The sequence below is a fragment of the Quadrisphaera sp. GCM10027208 genome (assembly GCF_042658805.1).
Taxonomy (GTDB): domain Bacteria; phylum Actinomycetota; class Actinomycetes; order Actinomycetales; family SCSIO-59966; genus SCSIO-59966.
Map to the genome: position 1 here is coordinate 40915 of NZ_JBHSRC010000010.1, position 19881 is coordinate 60795.

A 19881-nucleotide genomic window follows, 5' to 3' on the forward strand; every position below is an offset into this window, starting at 1 on the left:
CGGCTCCGAACCGCGGTTCCATGGAGCCATGGTGAAGACCCTCCGCGACGCCGTGAACTGGGCGTTCCGCAGCCGCCAGACTGGTCGGATCACGCTGGTCCACCCGCCGAACGCACTTGCGCTGACGACGTCCGGTGCCTTGACGGCGTCCGCGCTGCTCGCTCGCCGCTCCCCCGGCGCCGCCCGCGCGGCGTCCGTGCTCGGCCGGGTGACCGGCCTGGTGTGGGCGGCCGACGAGGTGGTCCGCGGGGTCAACCCGTTCCGCCGCGCCGTCGGTGCCGTGGCGCTCGTCCGGCTGCTGCGGTCGACATCGAGCTGACCACGGCAGTCCCGACCCGTCAGTCCCGACGCCTCAGTCCCGGGCGATCTCCCCGTACGCGGCGAGCAGCAGCGACGGGTCCGGACCCTCGAGCCGCGCGGGCCGGGCCAGCCCGTCGAGGACGACGAACCGCAACAGGTCCCCGCGGGCCTTCTTGTCCCGCCGCATCGCCTCGAGCAGCTGCGGCCACCGGTCTCCGCGGTAGGTGACCGGCAGCCCGAGCGCGGTGAGGACCGAGCGGTGCCGCTCGACGACGTCCTCGGGCAGCCGGCCGGCGAGGCGGGCGAGCTCGGCGACGAACACCATCCCGACGCTCACCGCGGCGCCGTGCCGCCACTGGTAGCGCTCGACGTGCTCGACGGCGTGGCCGAAGGTGTGCCCGTAGTTGAGCACCTCCCGCAGCCCGGACTCGCGCAGGTCCTGCCCGACGACGTCCGCCTTGACTGCCGCGGAGCGTTCCACGAGCTGGCGGACGACGGGCGCGTCCCACTGCCCGACGGCGTCCGGGTCGGCCTCGATGAGGTCGAGGATCTCCGGATCGGCGACGAAGCCGCACTTGACCACTTCGGCCATGCCGGCGAGGAGGTCGTGGCGGGGCAGGGTGCGCAGGGTGCCGAGGTCGCACAGGACGCCGGCGGGCGGGTGGAACGCGCCGACGAGGTTCTTGCCCTCGGCGGTGTTGATGCCGGTCTTGCCGCCGATCGCGGCGTCGACCATGCCGAGCAGGGTGGTCGGCACGTGGACGACGCGGACGCCGCGCAACCAGGTGGCGGCGACGAACCCGGCGAGGTCGGTGACGGCTCCGCCGCCGACGGCGACGATGGCGTCGGACCGGGTGAAGTCGGACTGCCCGAGCACCTGCCACAGGAACGCGGCGACCTGGACGTGCTTGGCCTCCTCGGCGTCCGGCACCTCGGCGGCGACGGCCTGCAGCCCCTGGGCGGCGAGGTCGTCGCGGACCGACTCGCCGGTGGCGCGCAGGGCACGAGGGTGGACGACGAGCACCCGGCGGACGCCGTCGCCGAGCATGCTGGGCAGCTCACCGAGCAGGTCGGTGCCGATCACGACGTCGTAGGGACGCTCACCGGCGACGGTGATCCGGGTCGGGGCGGCAGTCGTCACCCGGCGAGTCTAGGAACGCCCCCGCACCCCCTCCCCCCACCCCTCGGTGATCATGCAATCCCGCCACCCCCCGCACCTCTCCCCCTCGCCGTGATCATGCAATCCCGCCACCCCCGGACACCCTTCCACCTGCGCGCAAAGTGCTGGGTTGGAGGCACGACACGCGGGCAAACCTGTCCTGAATCCAGCAATCTGTGGCACGGGCCCGCGCCCCCGGCTCCCCTGTGGCCTGGTCGCTCTTACAGACCCAATCGCTCGACGACCTGGTCGACAAGGTCGTCGGGGGTCGCGTCGCCGGCGTCCAAGGTCACGGACGCCACCTGCTCGTAGAGCCGGGCTCGTGCCGAGAACCGTTGTGGCAGAGCGGGATCGTCGAGCACCGGCCGCTGGGCGTCCCCGCCCACGCGGACCAGGGCCTGCTCCAGGGTCACCGCCAGGTACACGACGTCGTGCCCGGTGAGAGCCTCGCGCACCGCCGGTGTCTCAATCGCGCCGCCACCCAGGGCGACGACCGCGTCGGCGCCGGTGAGGAGATCAAGGATCACCGACTGCTCCAGCGCCCGGAACACCGGTTCCCCGTCCTGGCGGAACACGTCCGCGATGGCACGCCCCGAGCGGGCGACGATCTCGTCGTCGCTGTCGACGAACGGGACGTCGATCCGCTGGGCCAGCCGTCGGCCGACGGTGGACTTGCCCGCGCCCATGAACCCGACCAGCACGATCACGGCCGCCACCGTACGGCGTGGCGCCCGCGGAGGGTGGCGGGATTGCATGAACGCCTCATGGGCTTCGCCGGCCACCCGGAGCGTGAAATTGCGCCGTGGCGGCCCTGGGAAAGCCCGCCTCCAGTCATGGGCCCCCCACAGAATGCTGCGCGCAGCACCGCTTGACCGGCGTGTCGCGCCACCAACCCAGCATTCTGCGAGCCAGCCGGTCGCCGGGACGGCCGGCTGGCCTTCCCCACCTCTCTAAGGTGGCCGTCATGGTGCTGCGCATGCGCCCTGGGTCTCTCGCCAGACTCAACGCCTGGCTCAACGACCCTGACGACCCGCTGTGGGAGCGGCCCGGTCCCACCAAGCGACAGCAGCACAACGATGTCCTCGGCGCACTCGTGGCCGTCGCAGCAGGCCTGCTGGGGATCCTCCTGACCAAGTCGATGGGCGCCGTCGTCGAGGGTGAGGAGACGTGGCGCGCGTACGTCGCGACCGCCGCGATGATCGCACCGCTCGCACTACGCCGCCGCGCCCCGATCCTCGTCCTGACCGTCGCCAGCGCCCTGTTCCTCGGGCTGTCGTACCTCAGCCCCGAGGCGAGCGTGCAGCTGGCCTTCCAGGTGTCCTACTTCGCGGCGTTGTACACCGCCGTCGCGTGGGCGCGCGACCGACGGCTGCTGTGGATCGCGATGGGCCTCGTGCTGCTGACGATGGCCCTGTGGGTCGTGGTGACGTTCACCGCCGCCTCCGGCTACGCCGGACTCATCGCGGACGGCGAGGACGCCGACGGACCGCTGCCGCCGGTCACGGCGGCGGTCATCTACACGGCAGTGGTCAACCTCGCCTACTTCGGGGGAGCCATCCTCATCGGCCGGTCCTCGTGGCGCTCCGCCCTCCAGCGGGCACGGCTCGCGCGGCAGGCGCAGCAGATCGCCGAGCAGTCCGAGGAGCTCTCCCGCCGGGCGGTCGTCGACGAGCGGCTGCGGATCGCGCGCGAGCTGCACGACGTCGTCGCGCACCACGTCTCCGTCATCGGCGTCCAGGCCGGGGCCGCGCGCAAGGTGCGCGACCGGGACCCCGCCGCGGCGACCAGAGCGCTGCGCGCCATCGAGGACGCCAGCCGGACCGCGGTCGCCGAGATGCGCTCCCTGCTCGGTGTTCTGCGCTCGGACACGCTGCTCCCTGGCGCCGGCCGCGCGCCCGAGCCAGACCTCCAGCAGATCGACGCCCTCGTCGCCGAGCACTCGCACCTCGATGTCACGGTCACCCGGGTCGAGGAGCACCCGGGCGACCTTGCGCAGGTACCTGCCCCGGTCGCGCTCTCCCTGTACCGGATCGTCCAGGAGTCGCTGGCGAACGTCGAACGGCACTCCACGGCCCGCCGCGTCGCGGTCACGTTGCGTACCGGCACCGGACCGAGCGGTAGCTGGGTCGAGGCCGAGATTGTGGACGACGGCGTGCCCCGCGCTGGGACGGCCGGCTCCGGCTACGGGCTGGGAGGCATCCGCGAGCGGGTCCATCTCCACGGCGGCGAAGCCGAGATCGGCCCGCGCGTCACCGCTCGTGGGTGGCGGGTTCGCGCCCGCCTCCCGATCCACAGGCTGGCCGCATGACCCCGCCGGTCCGGGTGCTACTCGTCGACGACCAGGCGCTGGTGCGCTCCGGGTTCGCCATGGTGCTCTCGGTCGAGGAGGACATCGAGGTGGTGGGCCAGGCCGCCAACGGGGCCGAGGCGCTCGACGCCCTCGAGACGACCGCGGCGGACGTCGTCCTCATGGACGTCCAGATGCCGGTCATGGATGGCATCACCGCCACCGAGCAGGTGGTCGCCCGAGGACTCGCCAAGGTGATCATCCTCACGACGTTCGACCGAGAGGACTACCTCTTCGACGCGCTGTGCGCCGGCGCGAGCGGGTTCCTGTTGAAGAACGCGGACCCCGATGACCTCGTCGGCGCCATCCACGCCGTCGCCGAAGGCCATGCGCTTCTCGCCCCCGAGGCCACGCTGCGGGTCATCGATCAGGTCGTCCGTTCGCGCCGCGGCTCGTCCGCCGCCAGATCGCTCAGCGCGTCTCCCGCCGAACCGCCGGCCCTGTCCCCGCAGACGCAACTTGCGATCGACTCCCTCACCCGGCGGGAGCGTGAAGTGCTGCAGCTGCTGGCCCGGGGCCTGTCCAATGCCGAGATCGCCGGGCGGCTGTTCCTCGGTGAGGCCACGGTCAAGACCTACGTCTCGAACATCCTCGCCAAGACCGGCTCCCGGGACCGGGTGCAGGCCGTCGTCTTCGCCTACTCCACCGGCCTGGTGGGCCAGGCCTGAGGCCGGCGCGCCTGAGTCCCTCTCGCGACCGATCCGGCACAGGACGGCTCCCCCGGACGGCGGAGCGCCGAGGATCCGCCGGAAGGCGGATCTGGCGAGCCAGCGGCCTCCCTAGCCTGAAAGCACCGCCCGTACGGGCCGACGGCGCTGCGGAGCACCCACGGCCGCGGACCACCCACGAAGGAGAACGATGCACGAGGCCCCAGCTCTCGAGGTGGAGCACCTGACCCGACGGTTCGGCGAACGCACCGTGGTCGACGACGTCACGTTCACCGTCCACCCCGGCACGATAACCGGCTTCGTCGGAGCGAACGGCGCCGGCAAGACGACGACGATGCGAATGATCATGGGCATCCTCGCCATCCACGGCGGGACGGTGCGATGGGGCGGCCGGCCGATCACCGCGGAGGACCGTGCGGCGTTCGGGTACATGCCCGAGGAGCGTGGCCTGTACCCCAAGCAGGGCGTCCTCGACCAGCTCATCTACCTCGGCCAGCTCCGCGGGATGACCCGCGGCGACGCCGAGGCAGAGGCGAGACGCCTGCTCGACCGGTTCGGACTGGGCGCCCGCGGCAAGGACAAGCTCGAGTCCCTCTCACTGGGCAACCAGCAGCGGGTGCAGATCGCCGCCGCCCTCCTGCACGGCCCGACCGCGCTGGTCCTGGACGAACCGTTCTCGGGGCTGGATCCGGTGGCCGTGGAATCCATGGTGGACCTCCTGCGCGATCGCCTCCATGACGGCGTCCCGGTGCTCTTCTCGAGCCACCAGCTGTACCTGGTCGACCGGCTGTGCGACTCCCTGGTCATCCTGTCCGACGGTCGGGTCATGGCCGCCGGGACGAGTGAGGAGCTGCGTAGCCGGGGGCGGCGGCGTTACCGGATCATCACGGAGCCGGATGCCGGTTGGTTGCGAGGCGTTCCCGGCGTCGACCTCCTCGACGTCGAGGGGGCCAGGGCCGTGCTCGAGTTCCACGACGACGCCGCGCAAGAGCACGTCCTACGCGCCGCGGTCGACCGTGGCATGCGGGAGTACACCCCGATCGTGCCGTCCCTGTCCGAGATCTTCCGGGAGGTCCTCCGGTGAGCGTCACGACGACCCGCGAGCCGCAGGTCGAACCGCGCCTGCGACGCGCCCAGCGGCCCTGGCTCGTCGTCACCGTTCGGGAGATGGTGGTCAAGCTCACGGACAAGAACTTCCTCGTCGGCACCGTGGTCACGCTCGCCCTGATCGCCGGCTCCGTGGGGCTCAGCGCCTTCCTCGGGAGCCAAGCCACAACCTACGAGGTCGCCGTCGTGCCGGCCGAGTCCGCAGCGGTTGCCGACGCGGCGGAGGAGATCGTCGCGGACAGCGGTGACACTCTGCGGCCGGTCGCGGTCACTTCCCACGAGGCTGCCCGCCAGGCGGTCGAGGACGGCGAGGTGGACGCAGCCCTGCTTCGCGACGGCTCGTGGGTCGTCGTCGGCCTCGACCAGGTAAGCAGTGGCCTTTCCGACGCCCTCGGGCGCGCGGTCGAGGAGACGGTCCTGGCCGCCAACGCCGCCGAGGCGGGCACGTCGCTGGAGGCGCTGCGGGAGGGCGCCGCTCTGCGCACGGAGCTGCTGGACGCCGACGCGCCACCGGAGAGCGCCGTCTTCGCGATGACGTTCGCGTTCGCCTTCCTCTTCTACATGGCCGCGATCACGTTTGGTCTGCAGATCGCCCAGTCGGTTCTGGAGGAGAAGCAGAACCGGGTGGTGGAGATCCTCGCCACCGCCATCCCGATCCGGCAGCTGCTCTACGGCAAAGTCCTCGGCAACTCGCTCCTCGCCTTCGGCCAGATTGCCCTCTACGGAATAGTCGGGCTTGTCGCCGTCAACGTCGCCGACCTCGCCGTCGAGGTGGGGTGGATGCTCAGCGCGGCGGGGTGGTTCGTCGTGTACTTCGTCGCCGGCTTCGCCGCCCTGGCCGCGGTGTGGGCGGCCCTCGGTTCCCTGGCGAGCCGCAGCGAGGACCTGCAGAACAACACGACCTCGGTCATGACGGTCATCCTTGTGGCGATGTTCGCCGGCCTGCTCGCCGAGGGGACGTGGCTGGTCGTAGCGTCCTACGTGCCGGTGATCTCCTCGGTCGCGATGCCGGTGCGACTGCTCCAAGGCGACGTCCCGGTGTGGGAGCCGCTCGTCTCCCTGCTCCTAACGGCGGTCGTCGCCTACGGTTTGCTCCGCCTCGGCGAGCGGGTCTACCAGCGTGCAGTCATGCAGACCGGCACGGCACTGACGTGGCGTAAGGCCCTGCGCCTGGAGGGCTGATCGCCAGACGTCGGCGCATGACGACGCGCTTGCATGGATGCAGAATTGCATGAACCCTCATGGCCGCTGGCGGCCACCCGACGGATGGAGAAAGCCTTGGCGGGCATGGCAGCCCATGTCGGGTCAGGCGCCTCGACCACAGAATGCTGCGTGCGACGCAGCCTGGCCGGCGTGTCGCGCCACCAACCCAGCATTCTGTGAGCCGGACCGGCGTGGCGCCCGCGGAGGGTGGCGGGATTGCATGATCACCGAGGGGGTGTGGGGGTGGTCGGCGCGGGTCAGAGGGCGGCGAGGATCTCCTCCACCACCTCGCTGGGCGCCTTGCCGTCGACCGCGACGACGACGTCCGCGACCCGCTCGTACACCGGCCGTCGCTTCTCCATCATCCGCAGCCACTGCGCCCGCGGGTTGATGACCGTCGTCGGGCCGATGAACCCGAGCGTCCGCGCGGCCTGCGAGATCGACACGTCGAGGAACACGACCCGCTCGCCGGCGAGGTCCGCCTCGGTGAGCGGGTCCATGACCGCGCCACCGCCGAGGACGAGGACGCCGTCGTGCTCGCCGAGCGCGGTGACGACGGCCTGCCTCTCGAGCTCGCGGAACGTCGACTCGCCCTTCTCCACGAAGATCTCGGCAACGGTCGCAGCCGCACGCTCCTCGACGTCCCGGTCGGTCGACCGCACAGGCAGGTCGAGCATCCGGCCGAGCTCGGCGGCGATCGCGTCCACGTCAACACCCGGAGGGGCGACGAGGATGACTCGGGGACTCACTCGTCGAGCAGCTCGGACGGTACGACAGCCACCGGGAACGGTTCGGTGGCTCTCCACTCCTGCGACCCGATGGCCGAGCCCACCTCGACGTACTGCCCCGCCTGCAGGCTCAGCGCCACGATGCAGGGGCCGTCCGGGTCGACCAGCCAGTAGTGCGGGACGCCGTGCTCCTCGTAGACCAGTCGCTTCAACGACCGGTCGGTGGCGCGCGAGCTCGCCGACGTCACCTCGACCACGAGCACGGGCGGATGCTCGAGCCGCTGCGCACCCACCTCGCTGCGGCGGGCGACGAGGACGTCGGGCTGCAGCGAGTACCCGGGGCGCGGCACGTAGTCGTAGGGCGCCAGGAACACCTTGAGGTCCGGCGGGCACGCCGCCTTGAGCAGCGCGGCGAGCGACCCGACGCACGACTGGTGCCGACTGTCCGGCACCGGAGACACGATGAGCTTGCCCTCCACGATCTCGTGTCCGGCGTAGCGGTCGTCGGGAATGCCCTGCAGGTCTTCCCACGACAGCGGACGGTCGCTCGGGAAGCCCCGCTCGAACACCGGCTGCACGGCCACGGCGGCTACCCTACGCCGCCGGACCTCATCAGCTCGGGGATCGCGGCGAGGTAGCCCTCGAGGTTGCGCCGGACCTCGGCCACGGAGTCACCGCCGAGCTTCTCCAGTGCGGCGTCGGCCAGGACGAGCGCGACCATCGCCTCGGCGACGACGCCCGCGGCGGGCACCGCGCAGACGTCGGAGCGCTGGTTGATGGCAACGGCCGGCTCGCCGGTGGCGACGTCGACGGTGTCCAGCGCTCGCGGCACGGTGGAGATCGGCTTCATCGCCGCCCGCACGCGCAGCACTCCCCCAGTGGTCATGCCGCCCTCGAGGCCGCCGGCTCGCCCGGTGCGCCGGCGCAGCGCCCCGTCCGGCCCGTGCTCGATCTCGTCGTGGGCGGCCGACCCGCGCCGCCCCGCCGTCCGGAACCCGTCGCCGATCTCGACGCCCTTGATGGCCTGCACGCCCATGAGCGCCCCGGCGAGCCGCGAGTCAAGCCGCCGGTCCCAGTGGACGTGGCTGCCCAGGCCGGGCGGTACGCCGTAGGCGAGCACCTCGACGACGCCGCCGAGGGTGTCCCCGGCGCGCCGGCAGGCGTCGATCTCGGCGACCATCGCGGCGCTCGTCTCGCTGTCGTGACACCGCACCGGGTCGGCGTCGAGGGCCGCGACGTCGTCCGGGGTGGGCAGCTCGACGTCGTCCGGGGCGCCGACCGGACCGATGGCGACGGTGTGGCTGACCAGGCCGGCCCCGAGCGCGTCCCGCAGGAAGGCGGCGGCGACGGCGCCGAGCGCGACGCGGGCGGCGGTCTCCCGGGCGCTGGCGCGCTCAAGCACGGGGCGGGCGTCGTCGAAGCCGTACTTCTGCATCCCCACGAGGTCGGCGTGGCCGGGGCGGGGCCGGGTCAGCGGGGCGTTGCGGGCCTGCCCGGCCAGGACGTCGTCGGGCACCGGGTCGGCGGACATCACCGTCTCCCACTTGGGCCACTCGGTGTTGGCGACCTCGATGGCGACCGGGCCGCCGAGGGTGCGCCCGTGCCGGACGCCGCCGAGGATCCGGACGGCGTCCTGCTCGAACGTCATCCGGGCGCCGCGGCCGTAGCCGAGCCGGCGCCGGGCCAAGGCGGCCTGGACGTCGTCAGTGGTGATCCGGACGCCGGCGGGCAGGCCCTCGAGGACGCCGACGAGCGCCGGGCCGTGGGACTCCCCGGCGGTGAGCCAACGAAGCATGGGGCGATGCTCCCACGACTGCGGGGACGGTCACCGGAGTGGCCGTCCCCGCAGTGCGGTGCAGCGTGCGCTTAGGCGGTGCGCCGCCGGCGGACCGCCATGAAGGTCCCGCCGGTCAGGACGAGCAGCAGGCCAGCGGCCAGCAGCGCCTGGACACCGGACGCTCCGGTGTACGGCAGGGATCCGTCGAGGCCTGCCGATGCAGCAGCTGCCGGGAACTTCGTCCCGAGGACGGCGACGTCGGCGGAAGCCTCAGTCTCGGTCGGGGTGGAGGGGCTGGCGCTGCCGGAGGGCGGGGTGCCTGGGCCCTCGATGACCACCGGACTGACGTCGACGAGCGGTTCGTCGCTGTCCTCACTGGGGCTGTCCGGGTTCTCGGGGCTGTCCGGGTTCTCGGGGCTGTCCGGGTTCTCGGGGCTGTCCGGGTTCTCGGGGCTGTCCGGGTTCTCGGGGCTGTCCGGGTTCTCAGGGCTGTCCGGGTTCTCAGGACTGTCCGGCTGCTCCGATGCCGTGCACCCGGTGTGAGCGGGGTTGCCCTTGGCGATGCCGTTGTTACCGTCGCACTCGTAGCCGTTGTTGCCGTCGCTCGCAGCGTTCGGGCGCTGGCCCTTCGGGTTCTTGTTGTCAGCGCGGCCCTTCGACCCGGCCTCGATGCCGTTCTTGCCCTGGCCGTTACCGGAGAGCGTGCCGTCCCGTGTCGAGCAGTAGGCGCCGCAGTCACCGCCGTTGTTGGCGCCGCCCTTGTTCATGTCGGCGTTCGACTTCGGCTGAGGCTGGCCGCTCTCGCCGGAGACGACCTTCGCCTTGCCGCCCTGGCTGGCCGGCTTGTCTTCCGTCGCCGGCTTCGAGGACTTCTCCGCCGCCGCTGACTGCCCACCGGCCTTCGCCGGCGCGCTCACCTCGGCGGCCTTCTTCTCCTGCCCCGGCGCGCCGTCCTTGCCGTTGCCGTTGCCGTTCGCGAGCGCCGGCATCGCGGCCCAGAACACGAGCGCCAGCGCGGTCACGAGCAGCACGGCCGTGCGCAGCAGCGCCGCCTTGCTGACTGTCCGTGTCGTCATGGTCTCCCCTACGTAAGGGGGCCGGTCTCACCACTGGCTCCACCGTCGGGGTCCCCGGAGGGAGGGTGACCGCTCGCCACCGACGGCTTCATCGCGTCCCAGCTAGATGACTGTCCGCGCACAGCACAGCACATGCCGACGACAACCGCTACCCGCAGTTATCACCGAGCACCCGTTTGACCCAGATGGACCAGCAGAAGTCACCAGAAGCACAAAGGACCACGACGCAGAGTGACCGTCGACGCAGAGCCGAGGCCCGGGAACGCTCGCAGCGCGTCCCCGGGCCCCTCCCCGGTCCGTCCCGCTCTGCAGCGGGGCGTCCTGCGTCCTACTCCGGCTGCACCCCGAGTCCGAGCAGGAAGTTCTCCAGCACCGACTCCAGCGGCTGGTAGATCACCCGCGGCCGGTCCTGGGTCAGGGTGAACGGCTGGGCCCCGAGGCGCACCTTCGCCCGGGTCAGCTCACCCTCGACGTCCGGCTGGACCTCCATGAGCTGCAGCCACGACAGCGGCGGCGCGCTGTGGAAGGTGGAGCCGACCGGCACCTCGACCTCGTACTCGTCCGGCATCCCGATGTCGACGACGAAGTAGCCGTAGACGGTCTCCTCCGGGTCGACCGGGTCCGTAGCAGGGTCGGTCGGTTCCGCGGACGTCGTCACGCCGGAGTCCTCGGTGACCTCCTCCACCCACGGCGTCTCGTCGAACCCGATCGGGTCCCAGCTGGAGGGCAGGTCGGCCGGGTCGTCGGCGGTGCCGGCCCCCAGGTAGGTGATCGAGACGAACGGGATGATCGTCTCGCCAGCCGGGCCGGTGGGTCCCGCGGGTCCGGCAGGTCCGGCAGGGCCAGCCGGGCCCGGGACGCCGATCAGCTCGGGGTCGAGTCCGGGGTACATCTCGGGCGGCAGCTCGGTCCACGGGTCCGTCTCGGACGTCGTGGGGTCGCCGGAGCCGGACGGCGCCGGGTCCGTCGGGCTCACCGGAGCCGGAGCCGGGTCGGTCGACGCCGCAGCCGCGCCAGTCCCACCGGAGCCCTCGACGATCCGCGCCTTGAACGGGTTGCGCCCGGCGAACTCCGCGGACGTCGGCAGCGGGGCCGGGGCCTCGACGGCCTCGGTCGGCGACGCGGACGGCGTCGGCGCGGTGACGGCCAGGTCGGCCTCGTCGTCCGAGCCACCGGTCAGCACCAGCGCGACGCCGGCGGCCAGGACGACGGCGGCCAGGCCGCCACCGGCGAGGGCGAGGACCTTGGTCCGCTTGCCGCCCTCCTCCTCGACCGGCGCCGCTGCCGGCGCCGAGCGGGGCGACCCGAACGGGTTCGGCGTCCCGAAGGTGTTGCTGCTCATCAGTTCGCTCCGTTCCCCGGACTCAGGGGGTGGTCGTCGTGGCGGGGGCGGCGGGCGCGGCGTCGGCGGTCTTCAGCACGAACACGCTGCCGCTGATCGTCGTCGTGATGTCACCGTTCTCCGTGGCCGGCTTGCCGCCGCTGGCCTCGCCGCCCGGCTCGGTGGTGATCGACAGGTTCTGGACGAGGAACGCGCGGGTCATCTCTGCCTGCAGGTCCTTGAGGAACATCTCCGAGGCGAAGAAGTCGCCGACCGTGGTGAGGGTGACCGGCACAGAGACCAGCACCATCCCGGCGCCAACGGGCGTCGCGGTGGCGGCGGGGTCGGCCGGCGCGGCCGGGTCGGCAGCAGCCGGGTCGGCGTCCTCGGCCGCGGCGTCCCCAGCGGCGTCCGCGTCTGCACCCTCACCCTCGGCAGCGCCGTCCTCAGCCGACTCGGCCGGCTCGGCCGGCGCGGTCGGCGTCGGCTGCTGGACGGCGGCCGGCTGCCCGGGCGCCAGGCTCATCAGCGTGACCTCGTGCCGGTCGGCCATGTCGTCCAGGGTGCGCACCAGCGTCGGCAGCGCCGGGTCCCCGGGCATCGCCTGCTGGATCGCCGCGAGCTCGGCCTGGTACTGCGGGAGCTCGGCGAACTGCTCCTTGAGCTGGGCGATCCGGGCCTCGAGCTGCTGGTTGCTCAACTCGGTGGCCTCGGTCTGCTGCTCGAGCTCGGCGGCCTCGGCGCGCTTGGGCGAGATCAGCAGGAACCAGCCGGCCACGGAGATGAGCACCGCGAGCAGGACGGTCCCGGCGACCCAGACGCGGGTCCTCGTGGCGAACATCAGCGGGCCTCGCTCTCGTACCGGTCCCACAGCGCGTCGCCGGTGACGACCACCTGGGAGGAGAAGGTCACGACGTCGGTGCCGTCGATCTGCGACCGGGTCGAGTTGCTGAAGTACGCGTCGGCGAAGCCCTCGGTGCCGGCGAGCACGTCCAGCCAGCTGGCGACGTCCGAGTGCTCGAGGGCCTTGCCGGTGAAGGTGACGGTCCCGATGCCCGGGGTGGCCAGCGGGTTGGTGCCGGCGACCGGGACGGGCGCGGTTCCGTCGGTGGACGCCGCGACCGAGGCGGTCATCGTGTCCAGCCAGACGGTCTCGGGGTAGGTGAGGGCGAGGTCGTTGAGGTAGCGGTACCAGGCGACGTTCGTCGACAGCGCCTGGTCGCGGGCGGCCTCGGCGGCGTCGACCTGGGCGATGACCCGGGGCACCTCGGCGTACTTGGCCTCCTCGGCCTTGAGCCGGGTGGTCTCGGCCTGGACGACGGCGAGGTCGGCGGCGGCGGTGTCGGCGCGCTCGACGGCGAGGTAGTACAGGCCGCCGACGGCGGCCACCGTGCCGACGACGGCGAGGGCGAGCAGGCGCCGGGTACGGGCGAAGCGCCGGTTCTCCAGGATCTCCGGTGGGAGCAGGTTGACCCGCGGGACGGTGTAACTCGTCTCGGTCAGCGGGGCGAGGACCTGGGTGGTCTCGTCGTTGCTGGGCGCGGTCATCGGTGGGCTCCCAGGGCGAGGCCCACCGGCACGGCGGCCAGGGGCTGGACGACGGCGAGCTGCTGCTCGTCGAGGCCGGTCTTGCCGATCCGCATCGTGCCGAGGGGGTTACCCCCCTGGACCGGCAGCCGGGTGGCGGTGGAGATCCGGTCGACCAGGCCGCGCAGCAGGGACCCGCCGCCGGAGACGACGACCCGCTCGACGGGGTAGTCGGGGTTGGAGGCGCGGTAGTAGTCCAGGGAGCCGCGGATCTCGTCGACGAAGGTCGAGGCGGTGCTCTCCACGGCGCGGGCGGCATTGGTGAGCTCGGTGCCGGAGCCGTACAGACCGAGTTCCTGCTTGAGGCCCTCGGCCTCGAGCTGGGGGACGCCGAGCCGCTCGGCGACGGCGTCGGTGATGTCCTGCCCGCCCATGAGCAGGATGCGCACGAACCGGGGGACGCCGCCGGAGTGGACGACGATGTTCGTCACCCGGGCGCCGACGTCGACGAGGGCCTCGGTCTGGACGTCGAGGTCGGTGCGCTTGCCGATGGCGCGCAGGACGGCGAAGGAGGTGAGGTCGACCATGGACACCTTGAGGCCGGCCTTCTCCGCGGCGTGCACGTTGGCGAGCACGGTCTCGCGGGAGGCGGCGACGAGCAGCCCGCGCTGGGTGCGCCCGCCGCTGGTGTCGGTCGTGGTCTCCAGCGGGTGGAAGTCGAGGACGGCCTGCTCGGCCGGCATCGGCAGGAAGTCCTGGACCTGGAACGGCAGGGCCTTGCGCAGGTCGGACGCCGGCATCCACGGCAGGTCGATCTGGCGGACGATGACCCGCTGGTTGGCGACGCCGAGGACGACCTGCTTGTGGCTGAACCGAGTGGCCTGCCACAGCTGCCTGATGGCGTGGGTGACGGCGGGGCCGTCGATCACCTCGCCGTCGCGGACGGCGCCCTCGTGCACCGCGACCTGGCCGAACTTCTCGAGCGTGACGCCGTGCTTGCCGAACGACAGCTCGGCGGCGCGGACGCCCGAGGTCCCGATGTCGAGACCGATGGCGGTGCGTGCTGCCACGTCGATTCCCCTTCCCTGGCCTGGTCCGGCCGTCGGATGTGGTGTCGGGCGGCGGGCGGGCGGTCTTGAGCAGAACGCGCCGAGTCGTTCGGCGGGAAGCGGCCGTACACCCGATCGGGCTACGGCTCGGGTCACAGGCCGATGAGGTTCAGGTACCAGTCGGCGATGGGCCGGCCGAGGACCATCCCGAGGTAGGCCCCAAGCAGCATGAACGGCCCGAACGGGATGCGGGTCTTGCGCCCGGCCCGGTTGACGGCCATGAGGGCGCCGCCGACGACGCCGCCGAGGAGGAAGGCAAGGAAGGCGCCGACGACGAGTTCGGCCCAGCCGAGCCAGGCGAGGTACATCCCGAGGACGCCGGCGAGTTTGACGTCGCCGAACCCCATCCCGCCGGGGTAGACGAGAGCGAGGACGAAGTACAGGGCGTAGAGGGCGGCCATGCCGATGGCGGCGCGCAGGATCTGGTCAGGATTGCCGTCGAGCAGGCTGGCGCCGGCGAGCAGGACGCCGCCAACGAAGTAGGACGGCAGGACGATGGAGTCGGGCAGCCGCTGCACGTCGAGGTCGATGAGCGCCAGGGCGATCGCGGCGGCAGCCAGGTAGAGGAAGGCGGGCAGGTGCCACTGCCAGCCGATCCACGCGGCAGTGGCGCCGAACAGAGCCGCGGTGCCCGCCTCGACGAGGGGGTACCGGGCGCTGATCGGGCTGCCGCAGTCCCGGCACCGGCCGCGCAGCAGCAGCCAACTCAACACCGGGACGTTGTCGCGCGGGCGGATTGGCCTGCCACAGGCCGGGCATGCGCTTGGCGGGCTGACCACCGACTCCCCCCTCGGGACGCGCCAGATGACGACGTTGAGGAAGGAGCCGATGAGCAGGCCAAGGACGACACAGGCGGCCACGAGCAGGGGCACGGCGGCGAACGCTAGGGGATGAGAGACCGGGTGGGCGCCGACTCCTTCCTCACCGGATCTCCCGCTTGTGCACGATGTCGATCTTGTAGCGCAGCAGCGGCAACGAGGTGGGGTCGACACCCCAGACAGGAACCTCTCGGTACTGCATCGCGAACTGGTTGTTGATCGTGACGTCACCACCCCCGATGACCTGGCCGAGGTGGTCGGAGTTGTTGCTGAACGAGATGTCACACGGGGTGTAGACCAGCATGTTGACCTCGGTCGCGAAGTTGAACTGGTTGTCGGTAGTGATGTCGCACGGTGACGCGGTGGTGTCCGCCGGGACGATCCAGTGCAGGATGCGGGGCGAGCCGTCGTTGGACACGAAGCTCACTTGCTGAGAGGACGAGAACCCACCATCGGCGAAGATCGCCAGGTCGCCATACAGCGGGATGTCCTTGTCCTTCGCGAAGGAAACCCGGCAGTCCGTCAGGACAAGGGTCTTGCCTGGCTGCTTCGCATAGGTGTCCTTGATCTCGTCCTTGACCGTGGCGCAGTCGGAGTGCGAGACGATCGAGTACCCGGCGTCCACCCACTCCTGCAACGTCGCCGGGTCGCTGTTGATGACGGGGAACGGTAGCTCCGGGGGAGGAGCGACCGTGGTTCCGGAGACGCACTTCCCTGGGGAGGCGGAGCAGCCACTCCAGTTGATCGTTCCTCCGGCGAGAACGGTCCCGTTGATGGCGAAGTTGCCCGGGAGGTTGACGTCATTGGTGGCCGTCAGGACCCGACCGCCCACAGTCCCGTTCGCTCCAGCTGAGTTGGAGACACCTGACTCGGCCCAGAGGTCACCCGCCACGGTGCAGCTCCCTTGCACCGTGATCGTCCCCTGAGCATAGATGGAACCGGCGAAGTTCTGGTTGTTGGCGCAGGTGAAGCCCTCGTTGGAGTACACGTCTGCGTCCGGGCCGCTGCTACCGGTCAGGGTCGTCTGGTTCTTAAAGACAAGCGTCCCGTCCGCGAAGATCGCCTTGTTGAGGGAGTCTCCGTAAACAGGGCTGACGTTGGCGAGCGCTTCCATCCGCCGAAGGTTCGTCGTGCCGCCAGCAAGCTGGTTCGTCTCGCCGTCGCCCACGATCCGCGCCTGTGCCGGATAGGCCGTGGGGGTCGTGACGAGCACACCGCCGGTGCACGGCATGGGGGTTCCATCCGCTGCGAAGTACTCGATCGTTGAGACGCTGGTGACCGCATCCGGTGCGGCGCCGGCACTTGCCGGGGTCCCACCGGCCGGCCACTCGCACGGAAGGTTGAGCCCGCTGCTCTGGATTGCCGCGTAGCTGGCGTCCGTGGCTGCCTCGGCAGCGTTGATGGCAGCGGTGCGCTGCCGGTCGCGGCCAGACTGGTTACCCGTCGTGATCGCGACACCAATGACCGTGGCGACGAGAGCCATCGTCACTCCCATCACCATGATCGCCACCAACAGCGTCATGCCGTCGTCGTCGTGACGCTTCCAGCGCATGGACATCGGGATTCCTCTCAGGCTGGCGGTGCGGGGGTGCAGGTGCTCGGGTCGTAGCCATACGCGGTGTTGCGTCCGGACAGAGAGCTACTCACGTCGATGGGGTCTCCCCCAGCCGTCGGAGACTTGACCAACAGTTCGATGTCCACCAGCCGCGTCCCGAACGAGGAACCCGCCGGGACCTTGAAGGGCGGGGTCGTCGAGGTGTTGACCACGTCCCGGGCCACGACGGACCACCCGCTCACCAGACCATCGGTTGTCCACGTCGGCGACCAGGAGCGGGTGCGCAGTTCCTTGGTGGTCGTATCGACCTCCCACTCCACGCACCGCTGGACGCCGTTCGCCTGCGTATAGACCTGGAGCTGCAGGCCGAGTGGGGTCAACACGTTTCCGGACCGGACCTGCCGGTCAATCTGCTGAAGGGCCAGCCGAGCCTCACCCACGGCCTCGGCGCGGGAAGTGGTGTCCCTCGTCTGCTTCTGAACGGTGATGAGCACGGAGTACGTCATCGCCAGAACGGCACTGAAGATGATCATGACGACGAGCAGCTCGACCAGGGTGAGCCCATCGTCAGTCCGCGGACGTGGTCGGAGGCGGCGTCGCAGCTCACGCATCGGGGGCCGCCTTGTACGTGGTCTGGGCGATGGTGGTTCCGAGGTCAGTCGTGACGATGAAGCTGGCCGCGAGGGCACCGGCGTCGTAGATGTCGTACTGGACGACGGCGCGGACACTCCCCGCCGAGGCGACGGTCGAGCAGGCCGTCGTCTTACAGGGCGCGCTTCCGGTGTTGGTGACGCTCGGAGGCTCGACGACGACCTGCCCGGACAGGACGACCTCGACGACTGACGAGCCGCCCGCGGCGTAGGAGCCGGTCGCCGTGCCCAGCGAGATCGACTGAGCGGTCGACAGGGTGGACAGGTCCACCGGTGTGCTGTAGCCCGAGCCGGTCCAGTAGACGAGGGTGCCGGAACGGGATGCACTCCCGGCCGCCGGGTTGATTCCCGACTCGGCCGAGGCCCGGTGGCCTGCCCCGCTGACCGTGACCATGGACGTGAACCCGCTCGGTGCACTGTCCCCAGCGGCAAGGGACGGCAGGTACCCGGCTGTCACCTCGCCGAAGTCACGTCGAGCACCCGCCACGACGCACCCGCCGTCGGTGGTGCTGGCACAGTGGCCGGCCACCGGCAGCGGCGCCCGGGCCCCGAAGGCCCTCCACGTGGACGGCGTCGTCGAAGACTCCACCCGGGCGAGTCGCGTAGGCCCGAGGTCGCGGCCCCCTACCGTCACAGCCATCTCCGCCTCGAAGCCGCCGTCCGGAGTGACGTTCGCCGACGAACACGCCTGGTTGTTGACGACGACGGTACCTGCATCGTCGGAACAGGCCGGGCTGGTCGCCGAAGCGGTCGTGCTCAGCGTCGAACCGTTGGCGGAAGAAGGCACCGCGACCGAGAACGAGCCCGAGGAACCGCCCTCCGTCATGGAGGTGGGACCGCTGTACGTCAGCACGGTCGCTGCGCCCGGCGAGTTCCCCGTCCCAGAGCCCGGGTCGGTGTCCGCGGCCGACGTCGCGGACTGGCCACCGATGCTCCCGCCACCGAGGGGAGTCGACGCGCTGGCCGCACTCGTCGTCGCCACGGACTGGGAGGACGTGATCTGCTCGTTCTGCGTCCTGGTCGACAGGGTGGGCAGGTTGACCTCGAGACCGGTGACCCCGCTGCCGGGGACGAGCTCGTCGCCGGCAATCAAGGGCGCCACGGTGATCCCACCGGAGGCAAAGCCCGCGTCGCTGTAGAAAAACGCCTCGCACGGGCCCGCGAACGGCCGCGTACCGGTGGAGGAAGAACTGCAGCCGGTGGGGCTGAAGGTGCGTGACCGGATGGCAGTCTCCTTGGTCTGCCCACCGGTCACCGCGCTGGCCCAGTCAACGACGACGGTGAGGTTGTACCCCAGGTCCGCGGCGGGGTCCACCCGGCTGACGTACGAACGGACGCGATAAGACACGTTGCCGAGGGTCTGCGTGGAGACGTGCGGGTACAGGGGTGCGGTGGCCTGCGTCGTGCTGGTCTGCAGCGCCTCGGAGATGGAGCTGTCGTAGGTCGGGGTGAACGAGTCCACGCCACTGAGTGACGAGATGTTGGGATCGCCGGCGAGGTCGGAGGTATTGAGCCCAGCGGCCACCGTGTCGTAGGGAAGCGCGCGGAGCTGCTCCATCGTGCGGTTGGCGATCGCGGTCGCCTGCTGCCGTTGCTTGGCGAGGCCAACGCCCTCAAGGGCCTGGACCTGGACGCCCATCAGGCCGAGCAGGACGACGGAGATGACGAACATGGAGACCACCAGCTCGACGAGCGTGAACCCCTCGTCTGAGTCGGTCAGCCGGCTCCTGAGCTGCCGCTGAATCCTCAGCACGTGCCCTCCTTCAGTCCAGCCAGGGCCGAGTAACGGAACTCCCGGACGACCCCCGCCGCGTTGACCAGCGCCACACACCAACGCGCCGGCTGGTCCAGGCCTGCCGAGCCGTGCAGGGACGGCAGGCTCAGGCCCTTGGTGAGCTCCTCCCGGGTCGACCAGCCGGCCCCGTCGGAGATCACCATCGCACCGGGGATCGTCGTGTCGTCGAGAGCGAGAGCCCCGTCCGGTCGACGAAGTAGGTGGCGATCTCTTTGCCCACAGTGCTCACGTCGGCCTTCGTCGCTGCGTCGTGTGCCCGGGCGCGTTGGTTCAGGAAGATGGGGATGGCGATGGCCGCGAGGAGGCCGACGACGATCATGACGACGAGCAGCTCAACCAGAGTGAAGCCACGATCTCGAGTCACCAACGATCGCGTCCCTCCTCCTGCAACCAGTTCCCGTCCGACCAAGGCTCGTTCTTGAGCAGAAGTTCAGAACACTTCAATCCAGTGGCCGACGAAGATGCGGACGGCGGGCGGCCGCCGCGACAGCGGCGGCCGCCCCAAAGGCTCAGATCAGCAACCACCCTGTACGAGGCCGGTCTGGTTAAAGCCCCATGTCGTATCTGCGTTGGCGTGTGCGGCGTCGGCGTAGCTGGTGACCTCGGCGCAGAACGAGTCGGAACTCGCGATCACCGTCGTGCCCTCAGCCCTGATCCACCGACCGGGTTCGGCGGTGTGAGCGTGGCGTAGGGCGAGAATGCCCTCTTGAGCTGGGAGGATGTGGATTGCGACGTCTACGT

Annotated in this window: 22 protein-coding genes; 5 read left to right on the forward strand and 17 right to left on the reverse strand. The window is 70.9% G+C overall.

The genetic code is table 11. The annotated features are described in order from the left end of the window. Nucleotides 1-31 precede the first annotated feature (31 nt). A complete protein-coding gene (locus ACFP6A_RS13715) occupies nucleotides 32-319 on the forward strand; it encodes a hypothetical protein (RefSeq protein WP_379604418.1) in 288 nt (95 codons plus the stop codon). 33 nt (nucleotides 320-352) lie between these two features. On the opposite strand, the gene aroB is transcribed toward ACFP6A_RS13715, so the two are convergent. Continuing rightward, the gene (aroB, locus tag ACFP6A_RS13720) at nucleotides 353-1441 is read right to left on the reverse strand and encodes a 3-dehydroquinate synthase (protein WP_379604420.1); all 1089 of its coding nucleotides are present in this window, start codon (nucleotides 1439-1441) and stop codon (nucleotides 353-355) included. A gap of 239 nt (nucleotides 1442-1680) precedes the next feature. Beyond that, on the reverse strand, nucleotides 1681-2166 hold the full coding sequence (locus ACFP6A_RS13725; RefSeq protein WP_379604422.1) for a shikimate kinase: 486 nt from the start codon (nucleotides 2164-2166) through the stop codon (nucleotides 1681-1683). 257 nt (nucleotides 2167-2423) lie between these two features. Between ACFP6A_RS13725 and ACFP6A_RS13730 the strand changes: the two genes are divergently transcribed. The 4 genes from ACFP6A_RS13730 to ACFP6A_RS13745 all read left to right on the forward strand — a co-directional run bounded on the left by ACFP6A_RS13730 (nucleotide 2424) and on the right by ACFP6A_RS13745 (nucleotide 6763). Beyond that, nucleotides 2424-3767 carry a sensor histidine kinase gene (locus ACFP6A_RS13730; protein ID WP_379604424.1) on the forward strand — a complete coding sequence of 448 codons (1344 nt, stop codon included), beginning with the start codon at nucleotides 2424-2426 and terminating at the stop codon, nucleotides 3765-3767. Beyond that, nucleotides 3764-4474, forward strand: a complete 711-nt coding sequence (locus tag ACFP6A_RS13735; RefSeq protein WP_379604426.1) for a response regulator — start codon at nucleotides 3764-3766, stop codon at nucleotides 4472-4474. Before ACFP6A_RS13730 ends, ACFP6A_RS13735 begins: the two co-directional genes overlap by 4 nt. Nucleotides 4475-4664: 190 nt before the next feature. Further along, nucleotides 4665-5558 (forward strand): ABC transporter ATP-binding protein, encoded by an 894-nt coding sequence (locus ACFP6A_RS13740; RefSeq protein WP_379604428.1) that lies wholly within the window; start codon nucleotides 4665-4667, stop codon nucleotides 5556-5558. Continuing rightward, the gene (locus tag ACFP6A_RS13745) at nucleotides 5555-6763 is read left to right on the forward strand and encodes an ABC transporter permease (RefSeq protein WP_379604430.1); all 1209 of its coding nucleotides are present in this window, start codon (nucleotides 5555-5557) and stop codon (nucleotides 6761-6763) included. Before ACFP6A_RS13740 ends, ACFP6A_RS13745 begins: the two co-directional genes overlap by 4 nt. Nucleotides 6764-7041: 278 nt before the next feature. Here the strand turns inward: ACFP6A_RS13745 and ACFP6A_RS13750 are convergent, their stop codons facing one another. The 15 genes from ACFP6A_RS13750 to ACFP6A_RS13820 form a co-directional block, all read right to left on the reverse strand. Continuing rightward, nucleotides 7042-7491 (reverse strand): shikimate kinase, encoded by a 450-nt coding sequence (locus ACFP6A_RS13750; protein ID WP_379604432.1) that lies wholly within the window; start codon nucleotides 7489-7491, stop codon nucleotides 7042-7044. Nucleotides 7492-7529: 38 nt separating this feature from the next. Further along, nucleotides 7530-8096, reverse strand: a complete 567-nt coding sequence (locus ACFP6A_RS13755) for a Uma2 family endonuclease (protein ID WP_379604434.1) — start codon at nucleotides 8094-8096, stop codon at nucleotides 7530-7532. Between the two features lie 5 nt (nucleotides 8097-8101). After that, nucleotides 8102-9307, reverse strand: coding sequence for a chorismate synthase (gene aroC / locus ACFP6A_RS13760; protein WP_379604435.1), 1206 nt, complete (start codon nucleotides 9305-9307; stop codon nucleotides 8102-8104). A gap of 71 nt (nucleotides 9308-9378) precedes the next feature. Then, a complete protein-coding gene (locus tag ACFP6A_RS13765) occupies nucleotides 9379-10365 on the reverse strand; it encodes an LPXTG cell wall anchor domain-containing protein (protein ID WP_379604437.1) in 987 nt (328 codons plus the stop codon). A 328-nt stretch (nucleotides 10366-10693) separates the two neighbouring features. Continuing rightward, on the reverse strand, nucleotides 10694-11707 hold the full coding sequence (locus tag ACFP6A_RS13770; RefSeq protein WP_379604439.1) for a hypothetical protein: 1014 nt from the start codon (nucleotides 11705-11707) through the stop codon (nucleotides 10694-10696). 22 nt (nucleotides 11708-11729) lie between these two features. After that, nucleotides 11730-12527 (reverse strand): hypothetical protein, encoded by a 798-nt coding sequence (locus ACFP6A_RS13775; protein ID WP_379604441.1) that lies wholly within the window; start codon nucleotides 12525-12527, stop codon nucleotides 11730-11732. Beyond that, complete coding sequence (locus tag ACFP6A_RS13780; RefSeq protein ID WP_379604443.1) at nucleotides 12527-13234, reverse strand: PilN domain-containing protein; 708 nt, start codon at nucleotides 13232-13234, stop codon at nucleotides 12527-12529. Before ACFP6A_RS13780 ends, ACFP6A_RS13775 begins: the two co-directional genes overlap by 1 nt. Further along, nucleotides 13231-14283, reverse strand: a complete 1053-nt coding sequence (gene pilM / locus ACFP6A_RS13785) for a type IV pilus assembly protein PilM (protein ID WP_379604445.1) — start codon at nucleotides 14281-14283, stop codon at nucleotides 13231-13233. Before pilM ends, ACFP6A_RS13780 begins: the two co-directional genes overlap by 4 nt. A 131-nt stretch (nucleotides 14284-14414) precedes the next feature. Then, nucleotides 14415-15194: a prepilin peptidase gene (locus ACFP6A_RS13790; protein ID WP_379604447.1), complete on the reverse strand. Its 780-nt coding sequence runs from the start codon at nucleotides 15192-15194 to the stop codon at nucleotides 14415-14417. 49 nt (nucleotides 15195-15243) lie between these two features. Continuing rightward, nucleotides 15244-16698, reverse strand: a complete 1455-nt coding sequence (locus ACFP6A_RS13795; RefSeq protein ID WP_379604449.1) for a hypothetical protein — start codon at nucleotides 16696-16698, stop codon at nucleotides 15244-15246. Between the two features lie 11 nt (nucleotides 16699-16709). After that, nucleotides 16710-17306, reverse strand: a complete 597-nt coding sequence (locus ACFP6A_RS13800) for a type II secretion system protein J (protein WP_379604451.1) — start codon at nucleotides 17304-17306, stop codon at nucleotides 16710-16712. Continuing rightward, on the reverse strand, nucleotides 17299-19098 hold the full coding sequence (locus ACFP6A_RS13805) for a prepilin-type N-terminal cleavage/methylation domain-containing protein (RefSeq protein ID WP_379604453.1): 1800 nt from the start codon (nucleotides 19096-19098) through the stop codon (nucleotides 17299-17301). Before ACFP6A_RS13805 ends, ACFP6A_RS13800 begins: the two co-directional genes overlap by 8 nt. After that, entirely contained in the window at nucleotides 19092-19283 is a 192-nt protein-coding gene (locus ACFP6A_RS13810) for a hypothetical protein (protein WP_379604455.1), read from the reverse strand. The genes ACFP6A_RS13805 and ACFP6A_RS13810 overlap by 7 nt, the downstream gene beginning before the upstream one ends. After that, nucleotides 19277-19504, reverse strand: coding sequence for a type IV pilin protein (locus tag ACFP6A_RS13815; RefSeq protein ID WP_379604459.1), 228 nt, complete (start codon nucleotides 19502-19504; stop codon nucleotides 19277-19279). The genes ACFP6A_RS13810 and ACFP6A_RS13815 overlap by 7 nt, the downstream gene beginning before the upstream one ends. A 150-nt stretch (nucleotides 19505-19654) precedes the next feature. Continuing rightward, a partial coding sequence (locus ACFP6A_RS13820) for a hypothetical protein (protein ID WP_379604457.1) occupies nucleotides 19655-19881 on the reverse strand: 227 nt, incomplete at its 5' end.